Source organism: Citrobacter sp. CK191, from assembly GCF_030333435.1.
Classification (GTDB): Bacteria; Pseudomonadota; Gammaproteobacteria; order Enterobacterales; family Enterobacteriaceae; genus Citrobacter_B; species Citrobacter_B koseri.
In genome coordinates, this window is record NZ_JAOWFX010000031.1 from 188,665 (window position 1) to 213,291 (window position 24,627).

Annotated in this window: 22 protein-coding genes and 1 tRNA gene; 6 read left to right on the top strand and 17 right to left on the bottom strand. The window is 53.8% G+C overall.

Translation table 11 applies throughout. From position 1 onward, the window contains the following. Window positions 1–34 precede the first annotated feature (34 nt). The 4 genes from narP to OGV82_RS12505 all read right to left on the bottom strand — a co-directional run bounded on the left by narP (window position 35) and on the right by OGV82_RS12505 (window position 3,050). Window positions 35–682 (bottom strand): nitrate/nitrite response regulator protein NarP, encoded by a 648-nt coding sequence (gene narP, locus OGV82_RS12490; RefSeq protein WP_012131563.1) that lies wholly within the window; start codon window positions 680–682, stop codon window positions 35–37. A gap of 210 nt (window positions 683–892) precedes the next feature. After that, window positions 893–969, bottom strand: a tRNA-Pro gene (locus OGV82_RS12495). A 73-nt stretch (window positions 970–1,042) separates the two neighbouring features. After that, window positions 1,043–2,803 carry an LPS biosynthesis-modulating metalloenzyme YejM gene (gene yejM / locus OGV82_RS12500; protein ID WP_012131564.1) on the bottom strand — a complete coding sequence of 587 codons (1,761 nt, stop codon included), beginning with the start codon at window positions 2,801–2,803 and terminating at the stop codon, window positions 1,043–1,045. 19 nt (window positions 2,804–2,822) lie between these two features. Then, on the bottom strand, window positions 2,823–3,050 hold the full coding sequence (locus tag OGV82_RS12505) for a YejL family protein (RefSeq protein ID WP_012131565.1): 228 nt from the start codon (window positions 3,048–3,050) through the stop codon (window positions 2,823–2,825). Between the two features lie 134 nt (window positions 3,051–3,184). Between OGV82_RS12505 and yejK the strand changes: the two genes are divergently transcribed. Then, window positions 3,185–4,192 carry a nucleoid-associated protein YejK gene (gene yejK / locus OGV82_RS12510; protein WP_012131566.1) on the top strand — a complete coding sequence of 336 codons (1,008 nt, stop codon included), beginning with the start codon at window positions 3,185–3,187 and terminating at the stop codon, window positions 4,190–4,192. Window positions 4,193–4,322: 130 nt separating this feature from the next. On the opposite strand, the gene rplY is transcribed toward yejK, so the two are convergent. Both rplY and radD read right to left on the bottom strand, forming a co-directional pair. Then, window positions 4,323–4,607 (bottom strand): 50S ribosomal protein L25, encoded by a 285-nt coding sequence (gene rplY / locus OGV82_RS12515; RefSeq protein ID WP_012131568.1) that lies wholly within the window; start codon window positions 4,605–4,607, stop codon window positions 4,323–4,325. 124 nt (window positions 4,608–4,731) lie between these two features. Beyond that, complete coding sequence (radD, locus tag OGV82_RS12520) at window positions 4,732–6,492, bottom strand: DNA repair helicase RadD (RefSeq protein ID WP_047462446.1); 1,761 nt, start codon at window positions 6,490–6,492, stop codon at window positions 4,732–4,734. A 150-nt stretch (window positions 6,493–6,642) separates the two neighbouring features. Here radD and rsuA point away from each other — a divergent pair, with 150 nt between their 5' ends. The 3 genes from rsuA to OGV82_RS12535 all read left to right on the top strand — a co-directional run bounded on the left by rsuA (window position 6,643) and on the right by OGV82_RS12535 (window position 9,261). Beyond that, window positions 6,643–7,341, top strand: a complete 699-nt coding sequence (rsuA, locus tag OGV82_RS12525) for a 16S rRNA pseudouridine(516) synthase RsuA (protein WP_047463976.1) — start codon at window positions 6,643–6,645, stop codon at window positions 7,339–7,341. Window positions 7,342–7,390: 49 nt separating this feature from the next. Then, the gene (locus OGV82_RS12530; protein WP_024130168.1) at window positions 7,391–8,581 is read left to right on the top strand and encodes a Bcr/CflA family multidrug efflux MFS transporter; all 1,191 of its coding nucleotides are present in this window, start codon (window positions 7,391–7,393) and stop codon (window positions 8,579–8,581) included. Window positions 8,582–8,916: 335 nt separating this feature from the next. After that, on the top strand, window positions 8,917–9,261 hold the full coding sequence (locus OGV82_RS12535; protein ID WP_047462451.1) for a YejG family protein: 345 nt from the start codon (window positions 8,917–8,919) through the stop codon (window positions 9,259–9,261). Window positions 9,262–9,264: 3 nt separating this feature from the next. Here the strand turns inward: OGV82_RS12535 and yejF are convergent, their stop codons facing one another. The 9 genes from yejF to OGV82_RS12580 all read right to left on the bottom strand — a co-directional run bounded on the left by yejF (window position 9,265) and on the right by OGV82_RS12580 (window position 20,948). Next, window positions 9,265–10,854, bottom strand: a complete 1,590-nt coding sequence (yejF, locus tag OGV82_RS12540; RefSeq protein ID WP_047462454.1) for a microcin C ABC transporter ATP-binding protein YejF — start codon at window positions 10,852–10,854, stop codon at window positions 9,265–9,267. Window position 10,855: 1 nt separating this feature from the next. Then, complete coding sequence (locus OGV82_RS12545) at window positions 10,856–11,881, bottom strand: ABC transporter permease (RefSeq protein ID WP_012131577.1); 1,026 nt, start codon at window positions 11,879–11,881, stop codon at window positions 10,856–10,858. Continuing rightward, window positions 11,881–12,975, bottom strand: a complete 1,095-nt coding sequence (locus OGV82_RS12550; protein ID WP_012131578.1) for a microcin C ABC transporter permease YejB — start codon at window positions 12,973–12,975, stop codon at window positions 11,881–11,883. Before OGV82_RS12550 ends, OGV82_RS12545 begins: the two co-directional genes overlap by 1 nt. Beyond that, on the bottom strand, window positions 12,976–14,790 hold the full coding sequence (locus OGV82_RS12555; RefSeq protein ID WP_101744029.1) for an extracellular solute-binding protein: 1,815 nt from the start codon (window positions 14,788–14,790) through the stop codon (window positions 12,976–12,978). It lies immediately after the preceding gene. A 109-nt stretch (window positions 14,791–14,899) separates the two neighbouring features. Beyond that, window positions 14,900–16,456, bottom strand: coding sequence for a cyclic di-GMP phosphodiesterase (locus tag OGV82_RS12560; protein ID WP_049009458.1), 1,557 nt, complete (start codon window positions 16,454–16,456; stop codon window positions 14,900–14,902). Window positions 16,457–16,644: 188 nt separating this feature from the next. Continuing rightward, window positions 16,645–17,214, bottom strand: coding sequence for a bifunctional murein DD-endopeptidase/murein LD-carboxypeptidase (gene mepS, locus OGV82_RS12565; RefSeq protein ID WP_012131581.1), 570 nt, complete (start codon window positions 17,212–17,214; stop codon window positions 16,645–16,647). Window positions 17,215–17,627: 413 nt separating this feature from the next. Then, on the bottom strand, window positions 17,628–18,347 hold the full coding sequence (locus OGV82_RS12570) for a phosphatase PAP2 family protein (protein ID WP_012131584.1): 720 nt from the start codon (window positions 18,345–18,347) through the stop codon (window positions 17,628–17,630). A gap of 28 nt (window positions 18,348–18,375) precedes the next feature. Next, on the bottom strand, window positions 18,376–19,362 hold the full coding sequence (locus OGV82_RS12575) for a CobW family GTP-binding protein (protein WP_101744028.1): 987 nt from the start codon (window positions 19,360–19,362) through the stop codon (window positions 18,376–18,378). Window positions 19,363–19,481: 119 nt separating this feature from the next. After that, window positions 19,482–20,948 carry a mannitol dehydrogenase family protein gene (locus OGV82_RS12580; RefSeq protein ID WP_101744027.1) on the bottom strand — a complete coding sequence of 489 codons (1,467 nt, stop codon included), beginning with the start codon at window positions 20,946–20,948 and terminating at the stop codon, window positions 19,482–19,484. Window positions 20,949–21,152: 204 nt separating this feature from the next. Between OGV82_RS12580 and uxuA the strand changes: the two genes are divergently transcribed. Further along, window positions 21,153–22,343 (top strand): mannonate dehydratase, encoded by a 1,191-nt coding sequence (uxuA, locus tag OGV82_RS12585; RefSeq protein WP_012131587.1) that lies wholly within the window; start codon window positions 21,153–21,155, stop codon window positions 22,341–22,343. Between the two features lie 67 nt (window positions 22,344–22,410). Here the strand turns inward: uxuA and yeiP are convergent, their stop codons facing one another. Then, the gene (gene yeiP / locus OGV82_RS12590) at window positions 22,411–22,983 is read right to left on the bottom strand and encodes an elongation factor P-like protein YeiP (protein ID WP_012131588.1); all 573 of its coding nucleotides are present in this window, start codon (window positions 22,981–22,983) and stop codon (window positions 22,411–22,413) included. Between the two features lie 171 nt (window positions 22,984–23,154). Between yeiP and OGV82_RS12595 the strand changes: the two genes are divergently transcribed. Further along, window positions 23,155–23,409 (top strand): YkgJ family cysteine cluster protein, encoded by a 255-nt coding sequence (locus OGV82_RS12595; RefSeq protein WP_024130170.1) that lies wholly within the window; start codon window positions 23,155–23,157, stop codon window positions 23,407–23,409. On the opposite strand, the gene setB is transcribed toward OGV82_RS12595, so the two are convergent. Further along, the gene (gene setB, locus OGV82_RS12600; RefSeq protein WP_047462472.1) at window positions 23,406–24,587 is read right to left on the bottom strand and encodes a sugar efflux transporter SetB; all 1,182 of its coding nucleotides are present in this window, start codon (window positions 24,585–24,587) and stop codon (window positions 23,406–23,408) included. The genes OGV82_RS12595 and setB overlap by 4 nt on opposite strands. Window positions 24,588–24,627: the final 40 nt, after the last annotated feature.

Sequence of the window (24,627 nt, forward strand, 5' to 3'; positions counted from 1 at the left end):
GCCCGATAAGCGTAGCGCCATCGGGCATATCTTGTTACTGCATTCCGCGTGTTTGTAAAAAGAGAATGGTCGCCGCGACGCGCGAGCGCACGTTCAGCTTTCGCAGTAAATTACGAATATGCACCTTAACCGTCTGCTCAGAAATATTCAGCACGGAGGCAATCTGTTTGTTCGACAGTCCCTGAGCCAGTTCGTGCAGCACGTCCAGTTCGCGTTCAGTGAGCACGCTAAAGGGATCTTCCTCTGCGCCAAACAGTTCCCGTTCGCGCAGGTATTCGCTGACGCGATCGCTGAATACCTTGCCGCCGTTGGCGCCAGCACGAATCGCTTCCAGCAGCACTTCCGGGTCGCTGTCTTTTAGTAAATAGCCGTCCGCCCCGGCATCAATCAGCGCGTACACGTCACTGGCAGAGTCGGAAACCGTCAGGATAATGATCTGTGCGGTGACGCCATCCCGACGCAGCGCATTCAGCGTATCAAGCCCGCTCAGGCCTTTCATATTCAGGTCAAGCAGGATCAGATCAAGATCGAGACGGCTTGCCAGATCGATAGCACTCGCCCCATCGCCAGCTTCGGCAACGACATTAAATGCGGTATCCAGTTCCAGTAATTGACGAATACCTCGTCGCATAAGTGGATGATCGTCCACAATAAGCACCTGAAAAGGCGTTGCTTCAGGCATACTATTCTCCTGAGTACATACTCGTATCATTATTGTTTTTAGCGCGAAAATCGTCCAGATTCATCGCGTTGATGAGAGAATAAATTTTACCCTATTTTGGGCATGGGTAAGTAGTAAAACCTTTTGATTATGCGGTGTTAGCACGGTACTGGAAGAGAACGGCAGGCATAAAAAAACCAACCGTAAGAGGTTGGTTTTTCTAAGGGATTTTGGTCGGCACGAGAGGATTTGAACCTCCGACCCCCGACACCCCATGACGGTGCGCTACCAGGCTGCGCTACGTGCCGACTTGTGGATGCCAATACTACCGCTTTCCACCACGAATGCAAGGGGATGTCTTGCTAACTGATTTATAATTAATCAGTTAGCAATGAATCGTTTCTCGTCGGTCAGTACCTGCAACAACAGGCTCAGCTGCGGCTTCTGGTCTTTGATCTTCTCGCCGTGTAGATCGTATGTCTGATAGGTGCCGTTATTGTTCAGTACCAGCGTCATTTCCGGCGTGGTAATCGCCAGCGTACTGCCGTCCGCCGCGGTCACCCAGTAATGGCGGCGCGTGGCGTTGAACAGATCCTGTCCCTGCGAGTACTCATTGGCTGGCGTACTGACGTGCAACAGTCGCTGCATCAGCGTCGTCATCAAATCCGTATGGTCGGTCAGAGTGTTGATTCGCTGCGCTGGCGTGCCCGGCCAGTGAATGATCAACGGTACTTGCAGATGGCCGCGAGACCAGGCGAAATGGCTCTCTTCCTGCGCTAACGGTACGCCGCGACCGCCCGTAATGATCACCACGGTGTTGTTGAGTTTCCCTGCGTCACGCAGTGCGCTGAGCACCCGGTTAATCTGGGCATCCACGTTCTCTGCGGCGCGGGCATACCGTTTCGCAAAGTCTTTCTGGTTGCTGTCGTCAACGTTTGTGCCGTTGAAGGAAACCCATGAGAACCAGCGGTTATCTTCCTGGGCGTAACGTCCTAACCAGTTAATCCACTGGCTTGCCGTCTGCTCGTCGGACTGCGTTTGCACGGTTGGCATGGAAAAGTCTGACAGCAGCGCCTGGCGGTAGAGCGGGCTGGTGAAGCCGTCAGAAGAGAATAACCCTAACTGATAGCCTTGCTGGTTCAGCGCCGAGATCAGCGCGGCAGGCGTTCTGGTCGACAGAATACCGTCCATATAGCTGGGCGATACGCCATAGAACAGACCAAATATCCCATTGTCAGACGTGTTGCCTGAACTCATGTGGCGCGTGAATGACGTATTCTGTTCGGCGAATGCGGCCAACGCGGGCATCTGTTTTTCATAGCGGGAGTAGTTCAGCGCGTCGACCGTAATTAACAGTACGTTCTGGCCGGTGCCCATGTCGCGATACTGCAAATCGCTCAGCGGATACTGAACGGAAACGGCTTCCGGGTTGCCTTGTTCCACCAGACGGCGCTGATACTCCTGCGCATCCAGCAGGCCGTGTTTTTCCAGAAAACGGCGCGCCGTCATCGGGTATGACAGCGGTAAATTCGCGCGCTGCATGGTGATTGGGCGATAGAAGTTGGCGTCTGCCCAGATATACACCACATGCGAAGCGATAAATGAGACGAAAAAGAACGCGGCAAGCGGTTTGGCGAAATGGCGACGTCGCGTCAGGCTGCGCAGCTTTTGCCAGCTCCAGGTCGCAAACAGCATTTCGATTAACAGGATGACCGGCACGCTAATAAACATCAGCTGCCAGTCGCGCGCCATCTCGTTCTGATCGGGGTTAATGACCAGTTCCCAGACAATGGGATTCAGGTGCAGGTGGAAGCGGGTAAAAACTTCGCTGTCGATCAGCAACAGCGTCATGCCCGCCGTCGCCAGGATGGCTGACAAAAAACGCATCAGCCGCTGAGACATGACAATAAATGTCAGAGGAAACAGGATCAGCAGGTAGGCGGCGAACACCAGAAAGCTGAAGTGCCCGACAATGCTCAGGTACGAGTAAATACGCCCTGCAAGCGTTGTCGGCCAGTCTGCGACAAACAGGTAACGGCTACCGAGCACCATGGCCAGCAGAATGTTGAACAGTGCAAACCAGTGCCCCCAGCTAACCATCTGGGAGACTTTTTCACGGTAGCGCTGACGATGAGTTACCATAAATAGCCGTTCGTTTCCCTTAATGCGCTTTGTCGTCGTTAATTGAAGACTGTAATGCGCGGGCAAAAGAGTTCGCAATCGCCTGGCGTTGAGCCGGTGCGATGCTGGTGTTGATAAGGTTGGTGACCATGTTTCCCAGCACCATCAGGGAAAGGTCGGTCGGTGCCTTATGTTTTTCCAGTACGTTGAGCAGGTCACTCAGTAATTGTTCAACGTGTTCGTCACTATAGCGGGAGTGTTGTGGCATAAATCGCAATCAGTTTGTTCATGAAAGGGCAACATATTACCGTAGCAACAGTTTTTTTTCTGCTTTTTTATCTCCTGTTGCGTCACCGCCCGTCAGGTGATTGAATACCGCCCGGTCATAAAGGAGAGTTTATCATGAGTCTGGATATCAACCAGATTGCCCTGCACCAGCTTATCAAACGTGATGAGCAAAATCTTGAGCTGGTCTTGCGCGATTCATTACTGGAGCCGACAACCACCGTTGTCGATATGGTGGCTGAACTGCACCGGGTCTATAGCGCCAAGAACAAAGCGTACGGCCTGTTCAGCGAAGAGAGTGAACTGGCGCAAACGCTGCGGTTGCAGCGTCAGGGCGAGGAGGATTTTCTTGCCTTTAGCCGTGCGGCGACCGGCCGTTTACGCGATGAACTGGCGAAATACCCGTTTGCGGACGGCGGTATTGTCCTGTTCTGCCATTACCGTTATCTGGCGGTGGAGTATCTGCTGGTGGCGGTGCTGAACAACTTAAGCAGCATGCGCGTGAATGAGAACCTGGATATCAACCCGACGCACTATCTGGATATTAACCATGCGGATATTGTGGCGCGTATCGATTTGACCGAATGGGAAACGAACCCGGAATCCACCCGTTATCTGACCTTCCTGAAAGGCCGGGTAGGGCGCAAAGTGGCCGATTTCTTTATGGATTTTCTGGGCGCCAGCGAAGGGCTGAACGCGAAAGCGCAAAACCGGGGGCTGTTGCAGGCGGTGGACGATTTCACCGCAGAAGCGCAGCTGGACAAAGCTGAACGTCAGAATGTCCGTCAGCAGGTGTACAGCTACTGCAATGAGCAATTGCAGTCTGGTGAAGAGATTGAGCTTGAATCGCTGTCGAAAGAGTTATCCGGCGTCAGCGAAGTCAGCTTCAGAGAATTTACCGCTGACAAAGGCTATGAGCTGGAAGAGAGTTTCCCGGCGGACCGCAGCACGCTGCGTCAGCTGACGAAATATGCCGGGAGCGGCGGTGGGTTAACCATCAACTTCGACGCCATGCTGTTAGGTGAGCGGATTTTCTGGGACCCGGCGACCGATACGCTGACGATCAAGGGAACGCCGCCAAACCTGCGCGATCAGCTCCAGCGTCGGACGTCCGGCGGTAATTAACGGTTTTGACGTTATGTGTTGTAACGCCGGATAGCGGTGCAGGCACCTTATTCGGCTTACGGTTCATCGCCTTGTCGCGCACCATAAAAAAACCCCGCCGTGGCGGGGTTTTTCTTCAACTTGTTGGCGATTACGCGCGAACGAAGTCGATGTGAGTTAGCTTCGGCTTGAACGCGTGACGCTGTACAGCCTGAGCTTTAACTTTGACTTCTTTACCGTCAACAACGATGGTCAGAACTTCGCTGTAGAACTCAGCTTTAGCTTGCATGTTCATAACCTGGTCGTGGTCCAGTTCGATAGCAATCGGGGCTTCAGCGCCACCGTAGATGATTGCCGGGAACTTGTTAGCGGCGCGCAGGCGGCGGCTCGCACCCTTACCCTGCTCTTTACGTACTTCTGCGTTGATAGTAAACATTTAAATCTCTCTTAAATAATTCCTGTTACAGGCGACCCAGCAACAGGTAAGTGATCTGCTTTGCGTATGCAAAAGCGGGCGAGATTCTATACTCAAATGGCTATCACATCAATCAAAAGTACGATTAACCGCGCAATTCATGTGCCCGCCGGAAGCGGCCTTCATAATCGAAGACTTTTTCGCGCACCTGCCAGTACTGGCCTTTCATGCGGGCGACGACAAAATCAGGGTGGCGAAGCAGCGCCTGTTGCGCCAGGATATCCGCCGCAGCGATCCAGCGTAACGGAATACCCGGCGTGCGGGTATGCGGGCGAATAAACAACTGTTCAAAGGCGGTGCGTTGAGCGGGCGTCTGCAATCGGAAGCGCTCACTCACATCGGCGCCGTCCTCATCGTAGTAGGTGATTTTCAGCCATTCGCCTTTCTCATCATGCCCGTGTTGTAACGCCATCCCGCTACAGCGCAATACCAGCGCATCTTTGAGTTTTAGCGCCGCTTTCAGCATATCGTCCGGGTCGACCAGAATCGTGTCGCACTCCCGGCAGCGCCGGGCGGCGATATCGTTTTCCGCGTTGCATTGTGGGCAGTTTTTAAAGCGGAAGCGAAAATCGCACTGTTCGCGATGCCCGTCATCATCTTCAAACCAGCCCTGGCAGCGGCGACCGAAATGCTCAATCAGCGTGCCGTCAGCGGTGGTTTTCCCCCAGAAGGTATTGGCGAACCCGCAGGCAGGGCAGAACACCTGCACGGGAACGTTGTCACTTTTGCCTTTTGGCGTGCCCACTTCCGGCGCATACAGATCGTGCGGGTTTCCGGCATAGTCGAGGATCAGACAGTCAGTTTTTCCAGGCGCAAGCCGCAGACCGCGCCCCACGATTTGTTGGTAAAGACTGACTGACTCTGTCGGGCGCAGGATAGCGATAAGATCGACATGCGGCGCGTCAAACCCCGTCGTCAGCACGGCGACGTTCACCAGATAACGAAAGCGCTGGGCTTTGAAATCGTTAATCATCACGTCGCGCTCTGCGCCCGGCGTGTCCCCGGTAATCAGCGCTGCATCATCGGCGGGCAGCAAACCCACAATCTCTTTGGCATGTTCGACGGTGGCGGCGAAAATCATCACCCCTTTGCGGGTTTGGGCAAATTCAACAATCTGGCTGATGATGTGCGGGGTCACGCGCTGCTGCTTTTTCAGCTCGCGATTGAGGTCAGCTTCGCTGAACAGGCCGTTACTCTGTGCCTGCAAGCGGCTAAAATCATACTGCACCACCGGCATATCCAGACGCTCCGGCGGCGTCAGATAGCCATGTTTAATCATGTAGCGCAGCGGTAACTCATAAATGCAGTCGCGAAAGAGCGCTTTTTCGTCGCCGCGCACCATGCCGTGGTAATGAAAATGATAAATCCAGCCTTTGCCTAACCGGAAAGGGGTGGCCGTCAGGCCGAGCAGACGTAAGTGGGGGTTCACTTTACTCAAGTGCGCCAGGATTTGCTGATACTGACTCTCTTCATCGTCGCCGATGCGGTGACATTCATCGACAATCAACAGCGAAAACTCGCCCTGGAAGGCGTCAAGGTTACGGGCGACCGACTGCACACTGCCAAACACCACCTTGCCGTGGCTCTCTTTACGCTTCAGACCGGCGGCGAAAATGTCGGCCTCCAGCCCCAGCGCGCAATATTTGGCATGGTTTTGCGCGACCAGCTCTTTTACGTGCGCCAGCACCAGCACGCGCCCACGCGCCACTCGCGCCAGCTCGGCAATCACCAGACTTTTGCCTGCGCCGGTTGGCAGGACAATCACGGCAGGCGTGCGGTGGCGGCGAAAATGGTTGAGCGTGGCATCCACGGCTTCTTGCTGGTAAGGGCGAAGTGTAAAAATCATGGTCTCACTACGATGAACGGTACAGGGAATAGTATGCCATGAATCATTTCCCTTGAGCGATGGTTAGAGCCCGTTATACTGGATGGACAACGGCTTCATTTTTCGGGCGTTATGCCCGATTTCCGTATTATTACAGGCAAAATCAAACTCATGCGACTTGATAAATTTATCGCTCAGCAACTCGGCGTCAGCCGTGCTATTGCCGGGCGTGAGATTCGTAGTAACCGTGTTATCGTCGATGGCGAAATCATCCGAAACGCGGCGTTTAAACTCCTGCCAGAACATAATGTCGAGTACGATGGCAACACGCTGGTTCAGCAAAATGGTCCGCGCTACTTTATGCTTAATAAGCCTCAGGGCTATGTCTGTTCAACGGACGACCCGGATCATCCCACGGTACTCTATTTCCTTGATGAACCTGTCGCGTACAAGCTGCATGCCGCCGGGCGGCTGGATATCGACACCACGGGACTGGTGTTGATGACGGATGATGGCCAGTGGTCGCACCGGATCACCTCTCCGCGCCATCATTGTGAGAAAACCTATCTGGTCACGCTGGAATCGCCGGTAGCTGCGGATACCGCCGAACAGTTTGCCAAAGGCGTGCAACTGCATAATGAGAAAGACCTCACCAAACCGGCCGTGCTGGAGGTGATCACCCCGACGCAGGTGCGTCTGACCATTAGCGAAGGGCGCTACCACCAGGTGAAGCGGATGTTCGCCGCCGTGGGGAACCATGTTGTCGAACTGCACCGCGAACGCATCGGCGCAATTGTGCTGGATGACGACCTCGAACCTGGCGAGTATCGCCCGTTGACCGAAGAAGAAATCGCCAGCGTCGGTTTATAGACCCGGTGAGCCAGGCGCTTTACGTCCCGCTAAATTCAGGAGTTCATTTGTGACCACCCGGCAGCACTCATCCTTTGCCATTGTTTTTATCCTTGGCCTGTTAGCCATGCTGATGCCGCTGTCGATTGATATGTATCTTCCGGCGCTGCCGGTGATTTCTGCCCAGTTTGGCGTACCGGCGGGCAGCGCGCAGATGACCCTCAGTACCTATATTCTGGGGTTCGCCGTGGGGCAGCTTATTTACGGCCCGATGGCGGACAGTCTCGGGCGCAAGCCGGTTATCCTCGGCGGGACGCTGGTGTTTGCGGCGGCGGCGGTGGCATGCGCGCTGGCGCAGACTATCGACCAGTTGATCATCATGCGTTTCTTCCACGGTCTTGCCGCCGCTGCGGCGAGCGTGGTGATCAATGCTCTGATGCGCGATATCTACCCGAAAGAAGAGTTCTCCCGCATGATGTCATTCGTCATGCTGGTGACGACAATCGCGCCGCTGATGGCGCCGATTATTGGTGGGTGGGTTCTGGTGTGGTTGAGCTGGCATTACATCTTCTGGATTCTGGCGGTGGCGGCGATTCTGGCATCGGTGATGATCTTCTTGTTGATTAACGAGACGCTTCCCGTTGAACGCCGTCAGCCGTTCCATATTCGTACCACGATAGGGAACTTTGCCTCGCTGTTCCGACACAAACGCGTACTGAGCTATATGCTGGCCAGCGGATTTAGCTTTGCGGGAATGTTCTCGTTCCTCAGCGCCGGCCCGTTTGTGTACATCGAGATTAACCATGTGTCGCCGCAGCATTTTGGCTATTACTTTGCGCTGAACATTGTGTTCTTGTTTGTGATGACCATTATCAACAGCCGCTTCGTGCGCCGGGTTGGGGCGTTGAATATGTTCCGTACCGGGTTATGGATTCAGTTTGTGATGGCGGCCTGGATGGTATTCAGCGCGCTGTTTGGCGTGGGCTTTTGGGCGCTGGTGGTTGGCGTCGCGGCGTTTGTCGGATGCGTTTCTATGGTCTCTTCAAACGCGATGGCCGTTATTCTGGATGAATTTCCGCATATGGCGGGCACCGCCTCGTCGCTGGCCGGTACGTTCCGGTTTGGCATTGGCGCGATTGTTGGGGCGCTGCTGTCGCTGGCAACCTTTACCTCCGCCTGGCCGATGATTTGGTCGATTGCTTTCTGCGCAACCTGCTCCATTCTCTTCTATCTCTACGCCAGCCGCCCGAAAAAACGGTGATCTAATACACAACATGGAAGCCGGAAGGCTTCCTTTGTTGACGTACATCAACGTCAAATCCATCATTTTTTCCATTTATGTTTATTTTATGTAAAATCAATTTATGTAAAAAGTCACATCATTGTAGTTAAAAAGGTTGAGTTAGATCGCAGAAACGGGTACATATAGCCCGCAAATACGTCCGGCACTGGCAAAAAATATTTTAATAACGGGCTGTACAGGCCGCTCAGACCAGGGATGTAAGCGTTTTCGATCTGTTTAAGGACGGGTTGTCAATGATGTGTTAATATGGATGTAAATAAATTGTGAAGTGAATGTGCTTCCGGGGAAAGAAAGTGACTACATTACAACTCTCAATCATTCATCGTTTACCGCAGAACTATCGGTGGTTAACGGGTTTTGCAGGTTCAAAAGTTGAACCGATTCCGCAAAACGGGCAGAACACAGAAAACAGTCTGGTGGCGCTCAAACTCCTGAGTCCCGATGGCGACAGCGCATGGCCGGTGATGCATACACTTAGCCAGGCGCTTAGCGACATCGAAGTGCCTTGCTCTGTTCTGGAGTGCGAAGGCGAGCCGTGCCTGTTTGTTAATCGTCAGGACGAATTTGCCGCGACCTGCCGCCTGAAAAATTTCGGCGTAGCGATAGCGGAACCCTTTTCGAACAACAATCCTTTTTGAGCGTCAGCTTAGCGCGAGCAACTGACGCGTATACTCCTGTTGTGGTGCGGTAAAGACACGCTCACATTGCCCCTGTTCCACCACTTCTCCTTGTCGCAGTACAATGACCTGATGGCATAATGCGCGCACAACATGCAGATCGTGGCTGATGAAAATGTAAGCCAGGCGATGCTTTTGTTGTAAAGATTTCAACAGCGCCAGGATTTGTGCCTGAACCGTTCTGTCCAGCGATGATGTCGGTTCATCCAGAACAATCAGCGATGGTTTCAGTATTAGCGCCCTGGCGATAGCGATACGCTGGCGCTGGCCGCCGGAAAATTCCGCCGGGTAACGATGGCGCGTTTCAGCATCCAGACCCACTTCCTTCATGACGGCGATAACCTGTTCTTCGCGCTGCCCGGCAGAAAGGGCCGGTTGATGGACGCGTAAGCCTTCTTCAATAATTTGCAGTACGTTGAGGCGGGGGTTCAGCGATGAGTTCGGGTCCTGAAATACCACCTGAATACGGTGACGAACCGGCAGCAACTGACGGCGGGTTAAATTTTGCAACGGCTGGCCGTCAAAAGTGATGCTGCCCTGCGAGCGAATCAACCGCAGTAAGGCCAGACCGGTAGTGCTTTTTCCTGACCCGGATTCACCGACCAGCCCCAGCGTTTCACCGGGTCGAAGCGCGAAACTCACCTCGTTAACCACGACGTTATGATCCACCACGCGTTTCAGAACCCCTTTTCGAATCGGGAATGCGACGCGAAGCTGGCTCACTTCCAGTAGCGGCGACGACTCACCGGGCAATGGAACCGGGGAGCCGGTGGGTTCGCTGTTCAGCAACTTCTGCGTATAGGGGTGCTCAGGCGCGCTAAGCAACGGCAACGCACGGTTTTGCTCCACGCATCGTCCGTTTTGCATCACCGCCACGGCGTCCGCCAGTTTTTTCACAATGCTGAGATTATGGGTGATAAACAGCATACCCATATTCAGTTCGCGTTGCAGTTCACGCAGCAGTTGCAGGATTTGCGCCTGTACGGAGACATCCAGAGCGGTCGTGGGTTCATCGGCGATTAACAGTTCAGGATGCGTGAGCAACGCCATTGCGATCATCACGCGCTGGCGTTCGCCGCCTGAGAGCTGATGGGGATAATCGCTCAGCCGTTTCGCGGCCTGACGAATCCCTACGCGATCCAGGCAGCTCAGGATTTCGGCCCTGGCGGCCTCACGGCGCATTCCCCGGTGCAGGGACAGCACTTCGTAGAGCTGTTTTTCCAGCGTATGCAACGGGTTTAGCGATACCATCGGTTCCTGAAAAATCATGGCGATTTTATTGCCCCGCACGCCGCGCAGCGTCTGCTCGCTGGCGTGGAGCAATGACTCGCCATGAAAACGGATATCGCCCGCGAGATACACCGCAGGTGGAGAGGGCAGCAACCGCAGAATCGACAGCGCGGTGACGCTTTTACCGGAGCCGGATTCGCCCACCAGCGCCAGCGTTTCGCCTGCGTCAACCTGTAGAGAGATGTCGTTAACAACCGTGCGCACGTTCTCCTGATGGCGAAAACCTACCGATAAATTCTCAATAGTTAACAGAGGATGCGTCATCTTATACCGCCTTGTTGGGATCAAACGCGTCGCGTACTGCTTCGCCAATAAAAATCAGCAGCGACAATAACACCGCGACGGACAGGAACGCGGTGATCCCAAGCCACGGCGCCTGCAAATTATTTTTACCTTGCAGGAGTAATTCGCCGAGGGAAGGGGAGCCGAGCGGCAGGCCAAATCCGAGAAAATCCAGCGACGTCAATGTGGTAATCGAGCTGCACAAAATGAACGGTAAAAAGGTCAGCGTGGCGACCATCGCGTTGGGCAGCATGTGACGCAGGATAATGCTGCGATCGCTGACGCCCAGCGCCTGTGCGGCGCGGATGTAGTCGAAATTGCGCGTGCGCAGGAATTCCGCGCGAACCACCCCGACCAGGCTCATCCAGCCAAACAGGACGGTAATGGCCAGCAGCCACCAGAAATTGGGTTGCACTACGCTTGAGAGCAGAATAATCAGAAACAGCGTCGGCATTCCTGACCACACTTCGATGAACCGTTGCCCCCACAGGTCGATTTTTCCGCCGTAATACCCCTGCAACGCGCCTGCCAGCACGCCCATTACGCTGGAACAGAGGGTAAGCATCAAACCAAACAGGATAGAGATTCGCGTGCCGTAGAGGATGCGCGCCAGCACGTCGCCGCCATTCGCGTCGGTTCCCAGCCAGTTTTGTGTGGATGGCGGAGAGGGGAAGGGTTTATCAGTGGCAAAGTTGATGCTGGTGGCGCCAAAACGCACGGGCGCCCACAGCACCCATCCGTGGTTTTCAAGCTGCTTTTGTAGCCAGGGATCCTGATAATCCGCCTGCGTTGCGAACGGCCCGCCGAAATCGCTTTCGCTGTAGTTTTTGACCAGCGGAAAGTACCAGCTTCCCTCATAGCGCACCAGCAGCGGTTTATCGTTGGCGACCAGTTCGGCGCACAGACTCAGGCCAAACAGCACCAGGAAAATCCACAGTGACCAGTACCCCCGGCGATTATGACGAAAACGCGCCCAGCGGGCCTGGTTTGCAGGGCTTAATCGCGGCATCAGCGTCCCTCAAAATCAATGCGTGGATCAACCAGCGTATAGCTGATATCGCTCAGAATATTCAGCAGCAAGCCGATCAGGGTGAAAATGTATAACGTGCCAAACATTACCGGGTAGTCGCGTGACACGGTCGCTTCGTAGCCCAGCAACCCCAGCCCGTTTAAGGAAAACATCACTTCAATGAGCAGCGAACCGGTGAAAAACATGCTGATAAAGGTGGCCGGAAAACCGGCGATCACCAGCAGCATGGCGTTGCGGAAAACGTGCTTCCACAGAATGTTTTTTTCGCTCACCCCTTTTGCGCGCGCGGTGACAACGTACTGTTTGCGGACTTCATCCAGAAAAGAGTTTTTGGTCAACATGGTCAGCGCGGCGAACCCGCCGATCACCGTCGCCAGTACCGGTAACGTGATATGCCAGAGGTAGTCGGTAATTTTCTGATACCAGGGCAGGGAATCAAAATTGGCGGATACCAGGCCGCGCAGCGGGAAGAGGTCGTAATAGCTACCGCCAGCAAAGAAAACGATCAATAAGATGGCGAACAGGAAGGCGGGGATAGCGTAGCCAACGATGATAAAAGCGCTGCTCCAGATGTCGAAACGGCTGCCGTTATATACCGCTTTGCGGATGCCCAGCGGGATCGACACCAGATAAATGATGAGCGTACTCCACAATCCGAGCGTAATGGACACGGGCAGACTGTCTTTGATTAACGTCAGTACGGATGCGCTGCGAAACAGGCTGTCGCCGAAATCGAAACGAACATAGTCCCAGAGCATTTTAAAGTAGCGCTCATGAACCGGCTTATCAAAGCCGTAGCGATGCGTGATCTCCGCGATCACCTCGGGATCTAACCCACGTCCGCCGCGATAGTGGCTGTCGCTAATATTCCCTACGCCGGTCTGGGCGTGGCTGGCGCGAACGCCTTCGCTACCGGCGCCGGGCAAGGCGCCAGACTGGCCGAATTCAATGGCCGCGATCGCCTGGTCAACCGGGCCGCCCGGTGCGATCTGGACAATAAAAAAGTTGATTGTAATGATGGCCCACAGCGTCGGGATCACCAGTAACAGACGTCGAATCAGGTAGGCGCCCATTTATTCTCCCTGTCGTCTGGCGGCGGGAAGTTTTGCCGCTTTGTTGACGTCATACCACCAGGTATCCAGTCCAATGGTGTAGATCGGCCGAATGGCCGGATGGGAAAATTTATCCCACCAGGCGAGCCTGTCTTCCGCCATATACCACATTGGCAGCATGTAGTAATTCCAGGTCAATACCCGATCCAGCGCCCGCCCGAGGGGAACCAGCTTTGTTTTATCGCCCTGGGCGGCAATGATTTGGGCAATCAGTTTATCAATGACCGGGCTTTGCACGCCTGGCGCGTTATAGCTGGAGTCAATGTATTCAGACGCCCAGGATATTTGTAGATCGGAGCTGGGCCACGGCATGGCGCGCCACAGTCGCGGCATCATGTCGTAGTCGCGACTGCGCATACGGTTGGTGATTTGCGAGTTATCAACCTGGCGGATGTTCATCGTGATGCCAAGACGCTGCAAATTATGCTGGAAGGGGAGAACCCACTGGCTGTTGCCGCCTGCCGGAAGCAGCAGTTCAAAGCTCAGCGTTTTGCCGGTCGCGCTGTTAACGCGTCGCTGGCCTTTCAGTACCCATCCCGCCTCTGTGAGTAATTTATCGGCCTTCAGCAGGTTTTCCCGATCGTAGCCATCGCCGTTTGAGACTGGCGGCTGATAAATCCGGGTAAAGACCTCCGGCGGCAGATCCTTTTTCATGGGTGCGAGTAAGACCAGTTCGTCCGCACTGGGGTAGTTTCTGGCGGCATACTCGGTATTCTGGAAATAGCTGTTTGCCCGGCTCCAGGCATTATAAAACAATGCCTTGTTCATCCATTCGAAATCAAATGCCAGGGTTATCGCTTCACGCACGCGACGATCGTTAAATACCGGACGCTGAATATTAAAGGCCAGCCAGCGCGTATCCTGTGCGGATTCATTTTTCTGTTCGTCTTTAACGATGTAATGGTTATCGAAGTTTTTACCGGTGTAGCGCGTCGCCCAGTTTTTCGCGTCATTCTCCAGACGCAGGTCAAACGCCCCGGCCTTAAAGGCTTCAAACGCAACGTTGTCATCAAGGTAGTAGTCGTAGCGGATGGTATCAAAGTTCCAGCGCCCCCGGTTTACCGGCAGGTTAGCAGCCCAATAGTTTTTTACCCGGGAATAGACAATGTACTGGCCCATTTTCCACTGGGTTATGCGGTACGGGCCGCTGGCAAGAGGAGGCTTAGAGAGCGGGTCGCTGAGCTTATGATCCTTCCAGAATTTTTCCGGCATGACCGGTAAAGAAAACAGGCTGAGCATATCCTCTTTACCGGGTTTGGCTAATTCAATGCGGACGGTAAGCGGAGCGATGGCTTTGACGGTCGTGCCTTTGTACACCAGACGAAATTGCGGCACGCCCTCGGTCATAAATTTATGGAAGGTGAAGGCGACGTCGCGGGCAGTGATGGGCGAACCATCATGAAAATGGGCGCGTGGGTTGATGGTCACTTCCACCCAGGAGTAATCCTCCGCATATCGCGCGTTGTCGGCAATGAGCGGGTAGTAGCTGCCGGGTTCATCGTCAGAGGTGGTAAAAAGCGTGTCGTAAAGCTGCTCGGTACGTGCGCCAGGATTACCGCGCATGGAATAGCGGTTGAAATTATCGAATGTCCCGGTCGCGGAAAGCGTTATCCGCCCCCCTTTTGGCGCCGCCGGATTGACATAATCGAAATGATTAAAATTGAAGGCGTATTTGGGTTCGCCAAGCACGGAAAAGGCGTAACTTTCTTTGATGGCCTGAGCCTGTACGCCAAAGCTGGCCAGGGCGACAAACAGAAGCATTACGCGAGCAATCATCGGAAAATGGTTTCCTTTTCTTATCACCTGCCACCGTCAGGCAAGCGTCAATCCTGAATAATAAGTGACGCAGCCTCTGTTGTGAATCCATTCGGGCAGAAGAGTGCCGTCACCATTTTGGCGCGGGCCGGGTATTCATCCAGTGAACGAAGTCCTCAAGCGCTAAAGGGCGGCTAATCCAGTACCCCTGGAGGAAGTTGACGCCATGATCGCGTAGCCATCGGGCCTGCTCCGGGGTTTCCACTCCTTCCGCAACGGTCAGCATATGCAGGCGCTTAGAGAGCATCAAAACCGCATCCAGAACTGGAGAGGTCACGGTTTCCGTACCAATCGCATTAATAAAGCCCCGGTCGATTTTCAGGTAGTCCAGCGTAAAGCGTTCCAGATAGATGAGGGCGCTATGGCCGGTGCCAAAATCATCAATTGCGATTTCGAATCCAGCGCAGTGCAGCCACTCAAATAATTTAGCCGCTTCATGCTGATTGAGCATATCGCGTTCGGTAATTTCCAGTACGATCTGAAAATGATGCGGCGGTAAGGATTCCGCCAGGAGACGGATGTCCTCTTTAAAGCTGTTGCTGTGCAGGTGGTCAGGCGCGATATTGATGCCAAACTTTGCCCCGACAGGCAGTACCTTCTGCAACGCGGGGGCGTCGCGCGCCACGAGTTTAAACAGATGCTGGGTGAGCGGCACAATAAGCTGCTGGGCTTCTGCGTAATGAATAAACGCGTCAGGCGGGATTTCGCCTGCCGTAGGGTGACGCCAGCGTAACAGCACTTCCAGACCCGTGACCCTGAGCGTTTGGGTATCAACGACCGGTTGATAGACCACATAAAATTGTTCGCGCTTGATAGCCACCAGGATCTCTCGCCCCGGCTTCAGGCGGATAGAGCTGATGTAGTAGCAGAGCAGGGCGGCGATGATACCACTCATACTGCCCAGCAGCAGGGCATAGCCCACGTCGTTATAGGTCCAGCTGTCGGCGTATAGCTGTATCTTCAGCGGCAGCCCTTTTATTGTCGCCTGGCGCGAAGGCGTACCCGACAGCTCTTTCACGGTCATTAAATGCGAAGAAAACGTCGAGAGCACGGTATCGCCAATAATTAATGCGATGCCATCAAAATCTTCCTGTCGGGCGGTGTAAATAAGGTAGGGCGTCAGGTTGATATTCAGCGAGGTAAATACGCCGCTCTCTTTTAATAACGGGTTGCGATACCAAATCGCCATCGCCGGTTTATCCGGCATCATCGGCGTGCCGGGAAGTATCGCCATATCAATCTCTTTGCGGATGTCGATATTGGATACCAGGTCGGTAAGCGGCGTGTCCATCGATCCGGTTGCCGACGAGCAGAAGGCGATTTTGTCTTTGACGAGCAAAAAGGCGCGCACATTCAGGCTAAAAGCGGCGCGGGAGGTCAGCTCGGAAGAGACTTGCTGGCAGTCATTAAGCGTCAGGGGCTGTAACACATCCGTCGTGGCTTTAAGGTCGGCGAAGTAGCTCACCAGATAATGTTGTACGTCGGATATCAGCGTGTCGTATTTGACTTCACGTTTATGCCATGACATTAAAAATTGCAGGCTACTGATAAGTAACGCGACGATGACCCCTGTGAGAATGCAGGTGAGCAGGATTTTTCGCGAGGACGAGGAGGCGCGTGTGAACATAGTTACTGGTTCTACCTGAGGTAACCGAATGCGATTAAAATGCTTGATTTAAAAGACTATAACCTGGATTAAACTGCATCGTCATACTTTTCTACAGGGATGCGATAGAACGCAAAAAAAGCACCGCCGAAGCAGTGCTTTTTATGTGTCTCGTCAGGATTGCCAAGGGATAGCGGTCAGACGAAAAATTAACTGCGGCTCAGAACCCGGCGCCCTTCGTTGTAACGTTTTTTCCAGTAAGGCTCGTTCATGCTGGAAATAATAACGCCGCTACTGGTAGACGCATGAACAAACTGGTTGTTGCCGATGTAGATGCCTACATGACGGCCCGTCGAACCGGCGCGGAACAGAACCAGATCGCCCGTGCGCAGGTTATTGCGCGAAACGGATTTGCCCATTTCCTGCTGCTCATAGGTTGAGCGAGGCAGTTCTAAACCAAATTGTTCACGGAATGTACGCTGTACAAAGCTGGAACAATCGACACCTTTTTTGGTGCTGCCGCCAAGGCGGTAACGTACGCCTTTCCAGTCAGCATACTGATCCATAATCCGCGATTTAACATCGAGGTTACGCACCATATTTTCAAATTCATCCTGAGAGGCTTGCAGTGAAGAGTTATCTCCATTGCCCACAGCATGCGTCTCAGAATGCACGTTCTTTGCGGTATTTGTAGTGCTACATGCAGAAAGCAGAACCGCCACTGCAATCGCGGGAATTCCCCGCAGGATATATCTCAAAATCGGTTGAGACCTGACCATGTTGTTTGTTTTCCCTTGAAGTCCTTAACGACAAATATCGTTATAAAAATGCCAAACGTGACGAGACTAATTACCTGCGCACAATGAGACAATTCTTTAAGGTCAAATCTGTGGCGGAACGCACAAATTTATTCGCAAAGAGAATAATTATCCAGCGAGGCAAAACGAGTTCAAGATTACCCGATCGTTGCTGCCATTGCGAGCAGTTTGGCGGGATTTTTTATAAGAAATTATGATACTGAAAGTGAATTAGTGGCATTGGCTAAATTAAACGCAAATGAGGCGAATAACAGGCAATGCGTTCATTTTCAACGGGAAGAAGATGACAGGAAGATGACGGCGGGGCGGGAAATAATCGACGATCGCCATCAGGAGTGAGAACGCTCTCTGATGACGATGTTAATTAATGTGATTTATTTGTTTAAATTTTGTTTGTTTTTACCGGGCAGATAATTATCGAAAAACCGTATCACGCGATCGCTGAACGACGTCATTAACAGCCAGGGCAATCCAATCAGCACCGTTGTCAGCGAACCGACCGCAATATCCGTGAACCAGTGGGCGCCGATCATTACGCGCGGAAAGGCAAAAACCACAAATATAATAAGGGCGATGAAACCTGCGACTTTTCCGAAATAACGCAGCATAAATGCGGAAAAAATAAGCAGCATCATTCCGTGATCGCCAGGGAAACTGTCTTTTGACGCATCCTTGGTGGGAATATGCAGGAGATCGCTGACGCGGTGAATATTTTCAAGCGTCAGCGTAGGGCTGGCGCGTTTGACCGGAATAAACGCCTGGCCTAACTGATTCACCACAACCGCAGATAAAAGCATCACCAGGCCGATGATGATAATACGCCGACGGCCCGCCGGGGTCTCTTTTAACCAGAAGCTCAGCATCAGGCAGCCCATCGCCAGCAGCGCGCAACCATCAAACGCCCGATTATTGGTGATCGCCACCAGCCAGAGAAATGCGCGGCTTTCAATCAGCTTCTGGTTAAAGAAGTGGAAAATGTTTGCGTCGAGAGGAGACCAGAATCCGTGATTGACTGGAATATACCACGACAAAAACAACGCCAGACCCGCAGCGTTAATCAGCAGTATGAGGGGATACCGGGTTTTCATTATCATCTCGCCATTCAGTAAAACGGAGGCAACCTTACGCGTCCTCGGCTAAACGAAGCTTCAACAATGCGGTCTGTAATGTGTTCCAGTCTGTTTCACGGTCTGAGATGAGTTCGATGCGGCTGTCCGGCGGCGCGACGTTTTGGGTCTCAATATGAAGATCGTCGCCCTGACGATTAATACGCACCAGACCTTCCTTAATGCGCATAACGCCTTTCACTCGTCCAACCGGCGCGAGGCGCGCCCATTCGAGCAGGCCGATGGTGTCGAACACGGTATCCGCATCAAAAATCCAGCCGCAGGCCTGATGCCCCTGGCCGCTGTTCAGGCTGCGACGCCAGCGCTGTTGCGCCGGCAGGCTAAGCGCGGCGAGCCCTTTTCTTTCGGCATGCTGGTGCGTGTGGGCGGCGCTGGCGGGCAGTTCCGCCAGGTTCTGGCGCGGTAAATCCAGCAGCTGTCCGTTGATTTGCCCGTGGTCGGCATGAACCAGTTGACGATTGTCGCCGTACTGTTGCCACCAGGTTTGCAGGGCGCGTTCGCTTTCCGGCGTAGCGCGATCGGTTTTATTCGCGACGATGACATCGGCGGCAGCCAGCTGGTCGCGGAAGTTTTCGTTGGCGACGCTCTTTTCATCCAGCAGTAAACGCGGATCAAGGATGCACAGCGTGGCGCGCAGGTCGATCCACGGCTCGTAAACCGGCGCGGTTAACAAATCGAGAATCTGTTTCGGATGGCCAAGTCCTGTCGGTTCGATCAGCAAGCGATCCGGCTTGCCCTGGCGCAGCAGGGTATTTAGCCCCACCTGCATTGGTAATCCGTTCACGCAACACATGCAACCACCGGGGATCTCTTTCAGCAATGCGCCGCTGTCCGCAAGCAGTGCGCCGTCAATGCCCACTTCGCCAAATTCGTTGACCAGCACGGCCCATTTTTCCGCAGGATCTTTGTTGGCTAACAGATGAAGAATAGAGGTTGTTTTTCCACTGCCGAGAAAGCCGGTAATGAGGTTGGTTTTGGTCACGTCTGCTCCAGAATAATGATATGCCGTAACGGCTCGTGCTAATCCTGGCGAAAAAAAACGAAAAAGAGAAGGGCAGAGCGGACGAAGAATTTTTTCATCCGCTGGAAAGACATAAATTGTTAATTTTTTAACGTATCAATGACCGCCTGATGCGCGCCATGTTGCGCAATGCGCCGCCAGGCTTGCTCAATGGCCTGCACAAACAGGGGATTTTTCACGAGATCTGTGCCGAAAACCTCCTGCAACGACAGCAGCGCGCTAACCCGCTCCGCGTCACTGCTGCTTTCAACAAGCAGGCGAATTTTTTCACTGAGCGGGTCCCGAATATCAATCGTTGCACCAGCGTCGTCCACGCCGCTGACGTAGCGCATCCAGCCTGCTACGCCCAGCGCCAGCAGCGGCCAGTCACTCCCACGCGCCAGATGTTCGCGAATGCCTTCCAGCATCCGCTGCGGTAATTTCTGGCTGCCGTCCATCGCGATTTGCCAGGTCCGGTGCTTCAGCGCCGGATTGGCGAAGCGTTCAATCAGGCTGGCGGCATAGCGGGATAAATCGACGTTGGTGATGCGCAATGTCGGCGCCTGTTCATTCATCATCAGGCGGTAAGCGGCCTCGCGAAACGCGCTGTCCTGCATACAATCGCTGATGTGCTGGAACCCGGCCAGATAGCCGAGATACGCAAGGAACGAATGGCTGCCGTTGAGCATGCGTAGTTTCATTTGCTCCCAGGGCAGCACGTCATCAACCATCTGCACGCCAGCGACTTCCCACTGCGGGCGGCCTGCCACAAAGTTATCTTCAATGACCCACTGTATAAACGGTTCACAACTGATGGCGCAGGGATCGGCGACGCCCAGCTCGCGGGTAATTTCGTCCAGTGATTCCTCTGTGGCGGCAGGCACGATTCTGTCTACCATCGTTCCCGGGAAGCTGACGTGCTGCTGAATCCACGCCGCCAGCTCCGCCGCGCGTTTTTCCGCCATGCCCAGAACGGCGTTTTTAACCACATGGCCGTTATCCGGGATATTATCGCAGGAGAGAACCGTGAAAGGCGACAACCCGCGCTCACGCCGACGATGCAGGGCCTCCACAAGAATCCCCGGCGCCGAGTGCGGCTCCGTGGGGTGTTGCATATCGTGAATAATGCGCGGGTTTGACACGTCGAGCGAACCGGTTGCCGGATCGATGCAATATCCTTTTTCGGTGATAGTGAGTGACACTATCGCCACCTGCGGCTCGCAGAACTTTTCGATAATAGCGGCAAGCGAATCCAGCTTTGCGTTCAGACACTCCTTGACCGCGCCGACGATAATCGCCTGATTGCCGTTCGCGCCTTTTTCCAGCACGGTGTACAAGTGATTCTGCTCGCGAAGCTGGCTCATCAGGCGATCGCCGCTGAACAGGCTGATCTCGCAGATCCCCCAGTCTCCGCCTTGCGCATTCAGCACTCTGTCGGTCAATAATGCCTGATGGGCGCGGTGAAACGCGCCAAAACCGAAGTGCACAATCCGGGTTTGTAGTTGTTGTCGATCGTAGCGAGGCGTCTGTACGCCTTCCGGGAGTGGGGCAGAGGCAATAGTCTTCATTAAGAACACACCTGATTAACCATTAATTAACAATGGTAGTGTAAAGTTATATGACACCAAATTGAATTGGTATGCCGCATTTATCCGGGGATTGTGAGCTGGATCAATCAATCATGCGCCCTGCGTTGACCATTTACGCGATACCTGTATGGTAGTCATCACTCAGGTAAACTAATTTGGTATAACAACTTGTGAGGTGAAGCAATGGAACAAACCTGGCGTTGGTACGGGCCTAACGATCCGGTATCGCTTGATGATGTGCGTCAGGCTGGCGCAACGGGGGTTGTGACGGCATTGCACCACATTCCGAACGGTGATGTGTGGCCGGTTGAAGAGATTAAAAAGCGCCAGGCCATTCTGGCTGAGAAAGGGCTGACCTGGTCTGTTGTCGAAAGTATTCCGGTGCATGAAGAGATTAAAACACGCTCCGGGCAGTACCAGACCTGGATTGCAAATTATCAGCAAAGCATCCGTAATCTGGCCGCCTGCGGTATTGATACCGTGTGCTACAACTTTATGCCGATTCTCGACTGGACGCGTACCGACCTTGAATATCCGTTGCCCGATGGTTCCAGAGCGCTGCGTTTCGATCAGATTGCCTTTGCGGCTTTCGAACTGCACATCCTGAAGCGTGACGGCGCGCAAGCGGACTACAGCGAAGAAGAGCAGCGCCAGGCGCTGGACTACTTCAACGCCATGAGCGCTGCGGATATCGAAAAACTGACCCGGAATATTATCGCCGGGCTGCCTGGCGCTGAAGAGGGTTATACGCTGGATCAGTTCCGTGCGCGTCTGGCGGAATATAACGGTATCAGCAAAGAGGATTTACGCGAAAATATGGCGGTGTTCCTGCGTGCGATTGTACCGGTGGCAGAAGAAGTCGGCGTGCGCCTGGCAGTGCATCCTGACGATCCGCCGCGCCCCATCCTCGGCCTGCCGCGCATCGTTTCTACCATTGAAGATATGCAGTGGCTGAAAGAAACCGTAGACAGCATTAACAACGGGTTCACCATGTGTACCGGTTCGTACGGCGTACGCGCGGATAACGACCTGGTGAAAATGATCGAGACGTTTGGCGACCGCATTCACTTTACCCATTTACGCTCAACCTGCCGTGAAGATAACCCGAAAACCTTCCACGAAGGCGCGCATTTGCAAGGGGATGTCGATATGGTTGCGGTAATTACCGCAATTCTTACGGAAGAACAGCGTCGTAAGCTGGCAGGCGATCTGCGTCCGATCCCAATGCGCCCGGATCACGGTCATCAGATGCTTGACGATCTGCATAAGAAAACCAACCCCGGCTACTCCGCTATTGGTCGTCTGAAAGGGCTGGCGGAAATTCGTGGCGTTGAACTGGCGCTGAAAAAGACCCAGTTCCGCGATTTGCTGTAACACCTGTTGGTCATAAAAAAGGACAGCCCTGGCTGTCCTTTTTTGTTGGTGCATCGGCAACGGGCGCTTAGTCCGCGCGGCCCATGTAGCGACGTTCTTCAATGTGAATACGGATTTTTTCACCGGCGCTCAGGTATTCCGGCACCTGAATCACCAGACCGGTGCTCAGCGTTGCGGGTTTGTTGCGGGCGCTGGCTGACGCGCCTTTAATGCCCGGTGCGGTTTCCACGATTTCCAGATCAACCGTCTGCGGCAGTTCGAGCGCCAGCAACTGACCGTCCCAGGTCAGCACCTGCATATCCGGCATTCCGCCTTCAGGAATAAACAGCAGTTCTTCTTCAATCTGATCTTTGGTGAAGGTATACGGGGTATAGTCTTCTTTATCCATGAACACATATTCGTTGCCGTCGATATAAGAGAAATCGACGCCACGGCGGCTCAGGGTGACGGTATCAACGATGTCGTCGCCTTTGAAACGCTCTTCGACTTTCAGACCCGTACGGACGTCGGAAAAACGCATTTTGTACAGCGTCGCGGCACCGCGGGCGGTCGGTGACTGAATATCAATATCTTTTACAATCAGCAGTTTGCCGTTGTAGTTCAGTACCATACCTTTTTTAATTTCGTTCGCTCTTGGCATCGAAAAAATCCTGTTGTAGAGAATGTCTAAAATATCGCGTCAAACTACTCGCGCCGGGCGATTCAGGCAAGTGGAATTCACATTCACTTGCTGCCTCGGTGCATCCCGGATGATTTTGTGTATACTGTTCGCCCACTTTCAGTCCGGTGGCTTACGAATAGAGAATACTGTATGGAATGCCGCCCGGATTGCGGAGCATGTTGCACCGCGCCTTCAATCTCCAGCCCCATTCCGGGTATGCCTGACGGTAAACCCGCAAACACGCCGTGCGTCCAGCTTGATGAACATCAACGCTGTAAGATCTTCGGTTCGCCGCTGCGTCCAAAGGTCTGCGCAGGTCTGCAACCCAGCGCCGATATGTGCGGTCAGACAAGGGCGCAGGCAATGATCTACCTCATTGAACTGGAAACGCTCACGGCGCCTTAAACGTCTTTAATGCGTGCCAGACAAACCATCGTCGCGAGGGCCATCACCAGCGCAAACCAGAATACGGCGTGGTAATTCCAGATTTCCGCCGCAATCCCCGCCAGCGATCCGGCGATAATCCAGCCTACGCGGATGGTATTGGTATACAGCGTGGTTGCTGAACCCGCCTGGCCGGGCATCAGATCCTGAAAATAGAGCATCCCGATGCCGCCGAGAATGCCGATGTAAATTGCGTTCAGCAACTGCAAGCCGAGCAGAACGACAGGCGAGTGCGCCAGCAGCATACCCGCATAAAAGCAAAACCCCGCCACGATGGCGATCCGCATCAGCAGGCGTTTCCCCAGACGTTTAGCAAAATAGCCTGCAATCAACATAGTGGGAATTTCCAGCCCGGCGGCAGTCCCCATCATGACGCCGGCAAGTTTTTCCGGCAGATGCAGTTCGTTAATGATAAACAGCGGCATATTAATGATATAGAGGCTGTTGGTTCCCCACATTAATGTGCAGATAACAAAAAGCAGCAGCGTATCGCGGCGATTACGGCGCGGCGCTTCAAGGGTTCCGGCAGCAAGCGGCGCATCTTTACGCATTGACGGTAAAAACAGCCAGACCATAACGCCACAGACGACAAACGCCGCCGCCGCGCTCAGGTACATCACGGTAAAGCTGAACCCCATCGCCAGCGCATAGGCCAGCGGCGGCCCGATCACCCACGCCAGCGAAACCTGGGCGCGCAATATCGAGCTGAACATCACGGCTTCGCGACCGGTGCGATCGGCATGTTCGCGGGCAAGGGCGAACATTTGCGGGTTCGCGGTCGAACCAAAACTACTCAGGAAAACGCCGACGAACAGCAAAATAAAATAGTTGCGGTTCCAGGCAAACAGCACGCAGGCCAACATGCCCAGCACACAGCAAAAAACGATCAGGCTTTTGCGATCGCCTTTTTTGTCGGAGCGCCCGGCCAGAAACTGGCTCACCAGAATGCCGATAACGGCGCTGCCGGTAAAAAAGAAGCCAACCATGCCCGGACGAGCGTGTACCTCATCCGTCAGAAAAAGACTGAGCGTCGGCGTCTGTAACGCACCGGCGATACCCGTCAGAAACGCGACGAGCAGGAATGCCGAAGACGTCAAATCAAACGTTTTTGGTGTGGCGGCAACGGGGGTGTTATGCATGTTTCTATATCAGTGGTGTGAAGAGACGCGGAGTTTACGC

What these genes read in the sequence shown, in the direction of transcription:
- narP (WP_012131563.1), bottom strand. Translation starts at nt 682, where the DNA reads ATGCCTGAAGCAACGCCTTTTCAGGTGCTTATTGTGGACGATCATCCA.
- yejM (WP_012131564.1), bottom strand. Translation starts at nt 2,803, where the DNA reads ATGGTAACTCATCGTCAGCGCTACCGTGAAAAAGTCTCCCAGATGGTT.
- OGV82_RS12505 (WP_012131565.1), bottom strand. Translation starts at nt 3,050, where the DNA reads ATGCCACAACACTCCCGCTATAGTGACGAACACGTTGAACAATTACTG.
- yejK (WP_012131566.1), top strand. Translation starts at nt 3,185, where the DNA reads ATGAGTCTGGATATCAACCAGATTGCCCTGCACCAGCTTATCAAACGT.
- rplY (WP_012131568.1), bottom strand. Translation starts at nt 4,607, where the DNA reads ATGTTTACTATCAACGCAGAAGTACGTAAAGAGCAGGGTAAGGGTGCG.
- radD (WP_047462446.1), bottom strand. Translation starts at nt 6,492, where the DNA reads ATGATTTTTACACTTCGCCCTTACCAGCAAGAAGCCGTGGATGCCACG.
- rsuA (WP_047463976.1), top strand. Translation starts at nt 6,643, where the DNA reads ATGCGACTTGATAAATTTATCGCTCAGCAACTCGGCGTCAGCCGTGCT.
- yejF (WP_047462454.1), bottom strand. Translation starts at nt 10,854, where the DNA reads ATGACGCATCCTCTGTTAACTATTGAGAATTTATCGGTAGGTTTTCGC.
- OGV82_RS12545 (WP_012131577.1), bottom strand. Translation starts at nt 11,881, where the DNA reads ATGCCGCGATTAAGCCCTGCAAACCAGGCCCGCTGGGCGCGTTTTCGT.
- OGV82_RS12550 (WP_012131578.1), bottom strand. Translation starts at nt 12,975, where the DNA reads ATGGGCGCCTACCTGATTCGACGTCTGTTACTGGTGATCCCGACGCTG.
- OGV82_RS12555 (WP_101744029.1), bottom strand. Translation starts at nt 14,790, where the DNA reads ATGATTGCTCGCGTAATGCTTCTGTTTGTCGCCCTGGCCAGCTTTGGC.
- OGV82_RS12560 (WP_049009458.1), bottom strand. Translation starts at nt 16,456, where the DNA reads ATGTTCACACGCGCCTCCTCGTCCTCGCGAAAAATCCTGCTCACCTGC.
- mepS (WP_012131581.1), bottom strand. Translation starts at nt 17,214, where the DNA reads ATGGTCAGGTCTCAACCGATTTTGAGATATATCCTGCGGGGAATTCCC.
- OGV82_RS12570 (WP_012131584.1), bottom strand. Translation starts at nt 18,347, where the DNA reads ATGATAATGAAAACCCGGTATCCCCTCATACTGCTGATTAACGCTGCG.
- OGV82_RS12580 (WP_101744027.1), bottom strand. Translation starts at nt 20,948, where the DNA reads ATGAAGACTATTGCCTCTGCCCCACTCCCGGAAGGCGTACAGACGCCT.
- uxuA (WP_012131587.1), top strand. Translation starts at nt 21,153, where the DNA reads ATGGAACAAACCTGGCGTTGGTACGGGCCTAACGATCCGGTATCGCTT.
- yeiP (WP_012131588.1), bottom strand. Translation starts at nt 22,983, where the DNA reads ATGCCAAGAGCGAACGAAATTAAAAAAGGTATGGTACTGAACTACAAC.
- OGV82_RS12595 (WP_024130170.1), top strand. Translation starts at nt 23,155, where the DNA reads ATGGAATGCCGCCCGGATTGCGGAGCATGTTGCACCGCGCCTTCAATC.
- setB (WP_047462472.1), bottom strand. Translation starts at nt 24,587, where the DNA reads ATGCATAACACCCCCGTTGCCGCCACACCAAAAACGTTTGATTTGACG.